This is a genomic window from Kitasatospora sp. NPDC028055, assembly GCF_040637885.1.
GTDB lineage: Bacteria > Actinomycetota > Actinomycetes > Streptomycetales > Streptomycetaceae > Kitasatospora.
In genome coordinates this window covers 21,046-30,622 of record NZ_JBEZXE010000077.1, presented here as the reverse complement: position 1 = coordinate 30,622, position 9,577 = coordinate 21,046, and the positions used below count along the sequence as shown (strand labels likewise).

At 73.6% G+C, this 9,577-nt stretch carries 7 protein-coding genes and 1 pseudogene; 6 read left to right on the top strand and 2 right to left on the bottom strand.

What is annotated here, in order from left to right:
- Nucleotides 1–225: 225 nt before the first annotated feature.
- Nucleotides 226–432 carry a hypothetical protein gene (locus AB0F71_RS38255; RefSeq protein ID WP_360245389.1) on the bottom strand — a complete coding sequence of 69 codons (207 nt, stop codon included), beginning with the start codon at nt 430–432 and terminating at the stop codon, nt 226–228.
- Between AB0F71_RS38255 and AB0F71_RS38250 the strand changes: the two are divergent.
- The 5 genes and pseudogenes from AB0F71_RS38250 to AB0F71_RS38230 all read left to right on the top strand — a co-directional run.
- Nucleotides 347–739 (top strand): annotated as a pseudogene (locus tag AB0F71_RS38250) (class I SAM-dependent methyltransferase); the annotation flags it as partial. The gene AB0F71_RS38255 and the pseudogene AB0F71_RS38250 sit on opposite strands and share 86 nt — an antisense overlap.
- Nucleotides 740–963: 224 nt before the next feature.
- Nucleotides 964–1,593: a LysE family translocator gene (locus tag AB0F71_RS38245; protein ID WP_360245386.1), complete on the top strand. Its 630-nt coding sequence runs from the start codon at nt 964–966 to the stop codon at nt 1,591–1,593.
- A gap of 201 nt (nt 1,594–1,794) precedes the next feature.
- Nucleotides 1,795–2,589: an MBL fold metallo-hydrolase gene (locus AB0F71_RS38240; RefSeq protein ID WP_360245384.1), complete on the top strand. Its 795-nt coding sequence runs from the start codon at nt 1,795–1,797 to the stop codon at nt 2,587–2,589.
- Between the two features lie 153 nt (nt 2,590–2,742).
- Nucleotides 2,743–3,480, top strand: coding sequence for a hypothetical protein (locus AB0F71_RS38235; RefSeq protein ID WP_360245381.1), 738 nt, complete (start codon nt 2,743–2,745; stop codon nt 3,478–3,480).
- 389 nt (nt 3,481–3,869) lie between these two features.
- Nucleotides 3,870–7,130: a BTAD domain-containing putative transcriptional regulator gene (locus tag AB0F71_RS38230; protein ID WP_360245378.1), complete on the top strand. Its 3,261-nt coding sequence runs from the start codon at nt 3,870–3,872 to the stop codon at nt 7,128–7,130.
- A 13-nt stretch (nt 7,131–7,143) separates the two neighbouring features.
- On the opposite strand, the gene AB0F71_RS38225 is transcribed toward AB0F71_RS38230, so the two are convergent.
- The gene (locus AB0F71_RS38225; RefSeq protein WP_360245375.1) at nt 7,144–7,929 is read right to left on the bottom strand and encodes a hypothetical protein; all 786 of its coding nucleotides are present in this window, start codon (nt 7,927–7,929) and stop codon (nt 7,144–7,146) included.
- 255 nt (nt 7,930–8,184) lie between these two features.
- On the opposite strand from AB0F71_RS38225, the gene AB0F71_RS38220 reads away from it, so the two are divergent.
- Nucleotides 8,185–9,576: a hypothetical protein gene (locus AB0F71_RS38220; protein ID WP_360245372.1), complete on the top strand. Its 1,392-nt coding sequence runs from the start codon at nt 8,185–8,187 to the stop codon at nt 9,574–9,576.
- Nucleotide 9,577 lies beyond the last annotated feature (1 nt).

Sequence of the window (9,577 nt, the reverse complement as noted above, 5' to 3'; positions counted from 1 at the left end):
ACCCCCCCGCCCCGGGTGCCCGACCCCCCCCCCCCCCCCCCCCCCACTCCTCGGCCGTCCACCGCAGTGGCGCTCTGAGCTCTGGCAACCCCTCCATCTGCTCATGGACTCGACACCCTTGAGCTGTGCAGGAGGCCCTGGCTTCATTCGCCAGCCGCCCGACGATCACCCGATCGGGACTTCCGTTCGGCCGACACGTGCCTTGATCGGTACGACAACGGCTGCTTACGGGCGGGCGTGGTGGTTGCTGTTGCCCTGGTCCGACGCGTTGGTGTTGGTGACGCCGCTCTTGATGCCGAGCAGGTTCGCGTTGTTCGCGGCGTCCAGGTTGTTCAGGGTGTCGGTGATGATCGAGGCGTGGGCGGGGGCGGCAAGAAGCAGGGGAAGGGCGGCGGCGAGAGCGGCGGCCCTGAGCAGAGTACGAGTAGCCATGCCTGATCAACGTGTCTGCTCGATCACTGGACACGGTGGGCTGGGTATCGCACGCCGAACGGACGCCGCGCGGCCCGCCAGGCCGGCCGGCGCGGGGCACCAGTCGCGTCACCGTTCCGTTGGCCGAGATCCACTGGGGGGTGAAACCTACCTGGCCACCGGCTACGGCTCCTACGCCCGCCTGGCCCACGACCTCGGCGCCGCCGAGGTCGTGGGCGTTGACCTCTCGCCCCTGATGGTCCGTCACGCCCAAGCCGCCACCGACCCGTCCACGCCGGTCACCTACCAGGTCGCCGACGCCCTCGCCCTGCTCGCCCGGGCCTACGCCTTCACCGCACCCGCCACAACCACCCCACCCCGCAGCCCACTTCGAGCCCGACCCGGTAAACCCCGAGGAGTGGGAAGTCGGTGGGGCCGACTTCCCACTCCTCGGCCGTCCAGTGGGGTGGCGCTCCGAGGTCTGGACACCCCTCCGTCTCAGCCTACGAATATCGCTTGCAGGGCTGCCCCGCCCGCACGAGCATCGCGCCCATGCCTGTCGATCCGCATCTCTTCGCCGTCTTCCTCCTCACCACCCTCGTCGCGATGGTCACCCCGGGGCCGGACATGCTGTTCGTCCTCGGCTGCGGGATCCGCGGCGGCGCCCGCGCCGGGCTGCTCGCCACCGCCGGGGTCGCGACCAGCGAGGCCGTTCACATCGCGCTCGCGGCCGCGGGACTGTCCGCGTTCTTCGCCGCCGCGCCGACCGCGTTCACCGCACTGCGCCTGGCCGGCGCCGCGTACCTGGTGTACCTCGGCGTGCAGGCGATCCGCCACCGCGGCCAGGAGCGGTTCGAGTCGGCGGGCGCGAACGGGGTCTCCGGTCGGCGGGCGTACGTCCGCGGGCTGCTGACCAACCTGGTGAACCCGAAGATGGTCACGTTCACGATCGCGTTCCTGCCCCAGTTCGTCGACCCCGCGCTGGGCCGGGTCTGGCTCCAGTTCCTGGTCCTCGGCGCGGTCTTCATCGCGGTCGAGTTCCTGGTCGACGGCACGGTGGGTGTGCTCGCGGGCCGGATCGGCGGCTGGCTCGACCGGCGCGCGGCCGCGCGCCGTCGGCTCGACGTGGCGACCGGCGGCCTGTTCATCGGCCTGGGTGTGCGTCTCGCCGCCGAGCGTTAGGCCCTCTTGCGTTTGGGCCGCCGGGTGATCGATGCGAGCCGGAGCGCTGGAGTCGGAGGGCTGGAGTCGGACGTCGAGTTCCAGGGCAGAGCCCACGGTGAGGAAGCTCGGATCCAGCGCTGAGCGGTCCGGAATTCTCCTGTGCCTCGAGCGGTTGCAGCCGATTGCTGCCAGGTGGTTGCCCGAGACGGGAGAGTGCGCGTGAAGATCGGTGACATCCAGGTTCTGCCGGTGTGGGACGGGGTGGGGGTCGAAGTCGCGGCGGACATCCTGTCCCGTCCCGGCGTGGAGGATCCGTGGGCCTGCCATGCCGAGCATCTTGAGGCGGACGGCACCCTGCGTCTGCCGCTCGGCGGCTTCTGCGTCCGCACCGGCGAGCGGACCGTACTCGTTGACACCGGTGTGGGCGCGTTCGACGACGGCCGGTACACGGGAGGGGACCTGCTCTCCTCTCTGGCCGACCACGGAATCACCCCGGCGGACGTGACGGACGTCGTTCTCACCCACCTGCACTTCGACCACATCGGCTGGGTGACGCACGACGGCGCGGCCGTGTTCCCCCAGGCGACCTACCGTGCGCACCGGGCCGACTGGGAGTACTTCGTCACCGGCGACAACCCGCAGCCGAGCGCGGTCGACAAGCTCACTCCGCTCGGTTCGCGGCTGGAGCTGTTCGACGCGGACTTCACTGTGGTGCCCGGTGTCGATGCGCTCCACGTGCCGGGCCACACCCCCGGCTCCACGGTGTACGTGGTCTCCTCCGGTGGCCGGAGGGCCGTCCTGTTGGGGGACGTGGTGCACTCCGTCGTCCAGTTCAGCGAACGGGATTGGGAGGTGGTCTGGGACGTCGACCCTGCCGCCGCCTCGGCGGTGCGCAACCGGATCGCGGACCGAGCGGCGGACGGAGACGACCTGCTGGTGGCCGCGCACTTCCCCGGCATGCGCTTCGGGCGCGTCGTCGTGGGGGACGGCGACCGCCGCTTCGTGGCTGTCTAGTGGCTCGTCACGCAGCGCGGGCATGGCGCCGGCGGACGTAGGCGCCGATGGTCGCCGGTTCGGTCCAGTTGAGCCACGAACCTGGGGCTCGGAGTGTAACGTTGCGCTCTTCGGCCGGCCCGAGTGCCTGCTGGAGTCCTGACGGGACGCTCCGTGACTCTTGACGACAGTAACGACCTTGACGACCTTGACGACCTTGACGACCTTGACGCCCTGGGGGCGGCGACGGCCAGGGTGGCGGACGCCTTCCGCGGCATGACGGCCGACATCGGCGAGACCGGGTGCGGTCGCTGCTTCACCGAGGGCGAGATGAGGCTGTTGCGCAGCCCTGATGTCCCGCTCCCCGTGGAGCTCGTCCGCCAGGTCGCGCAGAAGGAGCCCGGCCACTGGGATGACCAGGCGGCGGTCATCCGACGCGTGCTGCCGCAGCTCGTCCTGGTGCTCGCCGGGCGTCCGACGGACCCGGAGTTGATGGCGCGGGGGCTGGCCGCGGCGGGCTGGTCGGAGTGGCCCGGCGAGCAGGCCGCGTCGGTCGCCGGCTTCCTGGACGCCTGGTGGTCGCAGACCCTGCGCACGGCGTCACCGCCGACCCCAGCGGCCGAGGTCTTCGCGAGCTGTGTGACGGCGAGTTCGACAGTCACTCCCTGGCTCGCCCGCTGGGAGGCGGAGCTGGAGGCGGAGGCGGAGACGGGCCCGGTCGCCGGGCATCACCTGGACGAGTGCGCCGACTGGTGGCGGGAGGAGCTGTACTCCGGCACCTCGCCGTTCTGGTGGTGGTGGGGCAGTTTGGCGCAGGAGCGGGCGGCCTGGCAGGAGGTGACGCTGTGGCTGGCCGGGCGGGGCCGGCCGCAGCCGGTGCCCGGCGAGGCGGGGAGCACAGTCGGGGAGTGACGACCGGGAACGGTCGTCCGGCGGACGCGCGGCAGCCACCACGAACAGCGCCTGCTCCACGGCCTCCTGGACATCCAGCCGGACAACCCGGGCCGGGCGGCCTCCGCCCTGGTCGCCGCGCCGGCCGCCGTATGCCGGGCCGTCACCTTCTGCGCCGAGCACGTCCACGAGCCGATCTCGGTCGCCGACCTCGCCCGCGCCGCCCGTGCCGCCCGTGCAGCGCCGGGGGTGTGACGGAGGCGGTCGGCACCGGGGACGCGGTAGCGGCGGCGCGGTCCGTCCGGTGGAACCTGGCGGAGAGGCCCTGCCGTCCGCCCCGAACCGTGTACGGTCAACCCGTGACGCAGTGCCGGTCGCCCTCGGGCGGTCGAAGGTCCGGGGGGACGGGGATGACGGAGTTCAGTCTGTTGGGGCCGGTAGAGGCCCTGCGTTCGGGGGAGCGGCTGGTCCTCGGCGGCCCGAAGCCGTTGAGTCTGCTGGCCGCCCTGCTGCTGCAGCCCCGCCAGGTGGTGAGCTCCGCCCGGCTGATCGACCTCGTCTGGGGCGAGCAGGCGCCCGCGACCGCCACCGCTCTGGTCGCGAGCTACGTCGCCGCCCTGCGCCGAGGCCTGGGCGCCGAGGCGGACCGGCTGCTGCTCACCCGCTCGCCCGGCTACCTGCTCGCCGTGGACGGCGAACAGCTCGACGCCTGGCGGTTCGAGCGCGGGCTCGCCGAGGCCAGGAACGCCGTCGAGCGCGGCGAGGCCGAGCAGGCGGTGCACGCCTTCGACACCGCTCTCGCCCTGTGGAAGGGCGAACGCGCCCTGGAGGGGATCGACCAGCCCTTCGCCGAGGCCGAGTCCGCCCGGCTCGGCCGGCTCCGGATCGACGGCATCGAGGAGCGCGCGGCCGCCCGGCTGTCGCTGGGCTGCGACGGCGAACTCGTCTCCGAGCTCGCCGCCCTGTGCGCCCAGCACCCCTTGCGGGAGCCGCTGCGCGGGCAGCTGATGACGGCCCTGTACCGGATGGGCCGGGCGGCCGATGCGCTGCGGGTCTTCCAGGAGGGGCGCGAACTGCTCGCCGACGCGCTCGGCATCGACCCCGGGCCGGGTCTGCGGCTGATCCACCAGGCGATCCTCACCGAGGACGAGACCGTGCTGGGCGCCACCGGCCCGGTGTCCGTCCGCCCCCGGACTCGGCCCAGGGCTGCGGACCCGGGGCCGTCCGGGGTCCCGCCCGTGCCGGCAGGGTCCGTGGCGCCAGGGCCCGTACCTCCCGTGTCCGTGCCACGCCAACTTCCCTTTGCGGCACGTGACTTCGTCGGTCGAGAGCGGGAGGTCGGCTGGATCGAGCGGGCCCTCGGGGCGTCCGGCGGCGGCACTGGCAGCGCCGACCGCACCGGCGGTGCCGACGGTCACCCCGGCGCCGACCGTCACCCCGGCGCCGCCGATGTCGCCGTGCTGTCCGGCCGCGCGGGCTGCGGCAAGACGGCGCTGGCGATCCACGTCGCCCACCGGCTGGCACCCCGCTTCCCCGACGGCCAGCTCTACCTCAACCTCCGGGGCACCGCCGACCGCCCCGTCGGCCCGCACGACGCCCTGGGCCGACTGCTGCGCGCCCTCGGCGTCGACGCCGCTCTGCTGCCCACCGGCCTGGACGAACGGGCCGAGCAGTACCGGATGCTGACGGCGGACCGCCGGATCATCACCGTCCTGGACGACGCCGCCAACGAGGAGCAGGTCCGCAGCCTGCTGCCGGGCACCGCGAGCTGCGCCGTCCTGGTCACCAGCCGTGGCCGCCTGCCCGTCCTGGAGGGCGCCGCCGTACTGGACCTGGACGTCCCGGCCGTGGACGAGTCGGTGGCCGCCCTGGCCAGGCTGGTCGGTGCCGAGCGGGTCGCGGCCCAGCCCGAGGCGGCCCGCGAGATCGTCGACCTGTGCGGCCGACTGCCGCTCGCCGTACGCGTCGCCGGGGCCCGGCTGGCCGGGCGCCCCCACTGGGCCCTCGGTCGACTCGCCGCCCGGCTGCGCGACGAACGCACCCGGCTGGACGAACTCACCGCCGGGGACCTCGACGTCCGGGCCAGTCTGACGCTCAGCTGCACCGGGCTCTCCCCGGCCGCCCGCACCGCGCTGAACCGCCTCGGCCTGCTGAGCCCCGCCGACCTGCCCGCCTGGGTCGTGGGCCCGCTGCTCGACACCGACCCGACGGCCGCCGAGGACGTGGTGGACGAGCTGGTCGACGCCCAACTCCTGGACGCCGTCGGCACCGACGCCGTCGGCCAGACCCGCTACCACCTGCACGACCTGGTCCGCCTGTTCGCGGCTGAGCACGGTCGGCGCGAGCCCGTCGAAGAGCGCACCGGCGCGGTCGTCCGACTGGTCGACGCCTGGATCGCACTGGTCGACGAGGCGGTCGAGAGCAGTGCCACCGGCACTCCGGGCATCCCGCCGGCGGAGGACCCGGCCTGGCGTTTCGAACCCGGGCAGAGCGCCGAGCTCCTCGCCGACCCCAGGGCCTGGCTGGAGGCGGAGCACGACAGCCTGGTCGTCATGGTCGAGGAGGCCGGGCGGGCCGGGCTGGACGTGGCGGCCTGCCGGCTCGCCAACAGCGTCGCGCTCGGCCTGTTCGCCGCGCACAACCAGTTCGACTCCTGGTGGCGGACCCACGAGGCGGCCCTCGCCGCCGCCCGCGCGGGCGGCAACCTCGCCGGGGAGGCGCTGCTCCTGGTCGGGCTCGGGCGGCTGCGCTTCGAGCAGGACCGCCTCGCCGAGTCCTACGACTACTACCGCCAGGCCATCGCGGTCTACCGGAGCGCCGGCGCCACCGACCTCGGCGACCCGGACCCCGGCGCCAACGACACCGGCACCACCGGCCTCGGCACCAGCGGCCCCGGCGCCACCGGCCTCGGCACCGACGACGCCCGCATCGGTGAGGTGGCCGCCCTCGCCGGGCTGGGCGAGGTCTGCCGCACCCAGGGCCAGTACGGGGAGGCGGTCATCCACCTGACGCAGGCCCTGGCGGGCGCCGAACGGCTCGGGCACCGGCTGACCGAGGCCCAGGCCGGCTACGGCCTCGGCAGCGTCCACTGCGAACAGGGCCGCTTCCCGCAGGCCCGGGAGAGCCACGAACGCGCCCTCGCCGCCTACCGCGCGGCCGGGAACCAGCGCGGCGAAGGCCTGGTCCTGCGCGGACTCGGCCTGGTCGAGCGCGCCCAGGGCCGGCTCGCCGAGGCCGCCGCCGCCTCGGCCCGGGCCGAGGACCTGCTGCGCCGGGCCGGCGACCGGCTCGGCGCGGTGTACGCCGCCCAGGCGCTCGCCAAGGTCCGGCTGCGCCAGGGCGACCACGCCCCGGCCAGGACCGCCCTGGAGGACGGCCTGGAGACCTGCCGCGAGCTGCGCGACGGCTTCGGCGAGGCCCTCATCCTGCGGACGCTCGGCGAACTGGCCCTGGCCGAGGGCGAACTCGAGGCGGCCGGCGAGGCGCTCCGGCGCTCCCTCCAGCTGTGGGACGTCCTCCGGCTGCCGCTGTGGCGCGCCCGGACCCTGCGCGACCTCGGCCGCCTCGCGGCCGCGGGCGGTGACCCGGCCGCGGCGGAGGCGGCCTGGCAGGAGGCGCGGGGCATCTTCGAGCGGTACGGCAGCCGGGAGGCGGGCGAGAACCTAGCCTGAGGCCGACGGGCCGTCAGGCCTCGGCGCGCGGGACGACGGCCCGGAGCACCCGCTCGGGGACGACCCAGGCCCGGGCGGTCGTCGTCCCGACTGCTTCCCCGGGCGTGTCCCCGGCTGCCGTCACGGTGCTGACCGTTCCCGAGCCCGGTGAGGTGAGACGCACGCCCTCCGGCAGCTCCGTGGGGAAGCCGTCGTAGACCCGGCTCGGTATGGTCCAGACCGTGGAGTCCTGGTAGCCGCACGCGGCGACCTCCTCCGGGCCGTCGAAGGCGATCAGCGCGCCGCCGAGCAGCAGGGCCACCGGCCGCGGATCGTACCGGCCCGCGCGGTCCACCGTGGCCCGACAGAGCGTGCCGTCCGCGGGCACCACCGGCAGGCCCCGGAAGAGCGGCAGCGGCACGCCGTTGACCACGCCCCGGGCCGGGGCCGCCTCCAACTCGGCCTCGCTGGCGAAGTCCAGGCGCGCCCGGCCGACCATCATCGCGACGGCGGTGGTCACCTGCCCGTCCCGGCCCTGCACCAGGGTGCCGTCGGCGGGCAGCGCCTGTTCCGGGTCGAAACGCCCGGGCACCGCCAGCAGCCGGCGCTCGTCGTAGCCGCAGGCCGTCAGCTCGGCCAGGTCGGCGAAGCGGACCAGGACGCCGCCCACCGCGACGGCCAACTGCCCGGTGGAGTCGCGCACCAGGGTGCCGTCGGTCAGGTCGGTCAGGTCGGTCAGGTCGGTGAGCGGGAGAGCGGGCGGGGGAGCAGGCGGGGGATCGGCCGGGGCGGGCGTGCGGGGGAAGCGGTCGTCAGGCATGGCGCGGTCCTCGGTTCGACGGAAACCCCCATCGTGGCGACCGGCGATTCAAGTTCCCTGCAAGTCCGCTGGAGGATTCCCGGTCGCCTTGCAGGCCCGGCGACCCGCAACCGCCTCCAGGTGATCAGCGGCCGCTCTGCACCGAACTTGCAGACCGCTGTCGGAACGTCGGATCAGCAAAGCCCGGCCGGGCCGATACCGCCGGGCAACCAGTCAACCGACAACCGAACCGCGTTTCGTGGAGGAGAAGACCCCATGACCCGGATCCACCAGGGCGTTTCCACCGGCCTGACCGCCGTCGCCCTCAGCCTCGCCCTCGCCGCCGCCACCGCGCCCCTGGCCGCCGCCGTGCCCTCGGGCACGGTCGCCTGCGACCCGGCCGCGTCCGACGGCACGGCGACCGACCAGGCGATCGCCACCACCCTCAACCCCCGCTTGCAGGGCAAGATGCGCGGTGCGCTGAACGGCTACAACGTCTCCTGCGCCCGGACGATCGTCAACACCGTCCGGAACCGGGGCCTCGACAACCACGCCGCGGTCATCGCCGTCACCACCGCGATCGTCGAAGGCAGCATCAACAACCTGACGTACGGCGACGCGGACAGCCTGGGCCTGTTCCAGCAGCGCCCGAGCGCGGGCTGGGGAACGCCGGCCCAGATCGAGGACCCGGTCTTCGCCACCAACTCCTTCCTCACCCACATGCTGGCCAACTTCCCCAACGGCGCCTGGGAGAGCCAGCCGGTGGGCGTCGTCTGCCAGGGCGTCCAGGGCTCCGCCTTCCCCGATCGCTACCAGCCGCAGGCCGGCGACGCCCAGCTGATCGTCGACGCGCTCTGGGCCCCCACCGCACGGCTCGGGGTGTTGCAGAACGGTGCGTTGACGGTGAAGCAGGGGGCGCTGACGGCCGGGTGGAGTCCGGAGTGGGGTGGGGGGTTGGCGAGGTTCAAGGTGAGTGGCAGTTGGATCGGTGTGCTGACGACCGGTGGTGAGTTGTATGTGAAGGAGGGGGATCTGAACGCGCCGTGGGTGGATGAGCGGGGTGGGGTTGCCGACTTCGACCTGGACCAGGGTGCGGGTCGGGTGGGTGTGGTGACCACGGACGGGCATGCGGTGGTCAAGGACGGTGGCCTGGCGGGCAGTTGGGTGGACGAGACGAACGGTGTCAAGCAGCTTCGGCTGTCCGGTGACTGGGTCGGTGTGGTGTTCAACGACGGGACGGCTTCGGTGAAGGAGGGTGGTCTGCTGGCGGGGTGGACGCCGGAGACCAACAACGTGGCCGATCTCCAGCTGGACCGTGCCTCCGGCCGGGTCGGTGTGCTGACCAAGGACGGTCACGCCCTGGTCAAGGACGGTGGTCTGGCCGGTAGTTGGGTGGACGAGACGAACGGCGTGAAGCAGCTTCGGCTGTCGGGTGACTGGGTCGGTGTGGTGTTCAACGACGGGACGGCTTCGGTGAAGGAGGGCGGTCTGCTGGCGGGGTGGACGCCGGAGACCAACAACGTGGCCGATCTCCAGCTGGACCGTGCCTCCGGCCGGGTGGGTGTGCTGTCCACCGACGGTCACGCCCTGGTCAAGGACGGTGGCCTGGCCGGTAGTTGGACCGACCAGACCAACGGCGTCCAGCAGCTCGGCCTCACCAGCTTCTGAA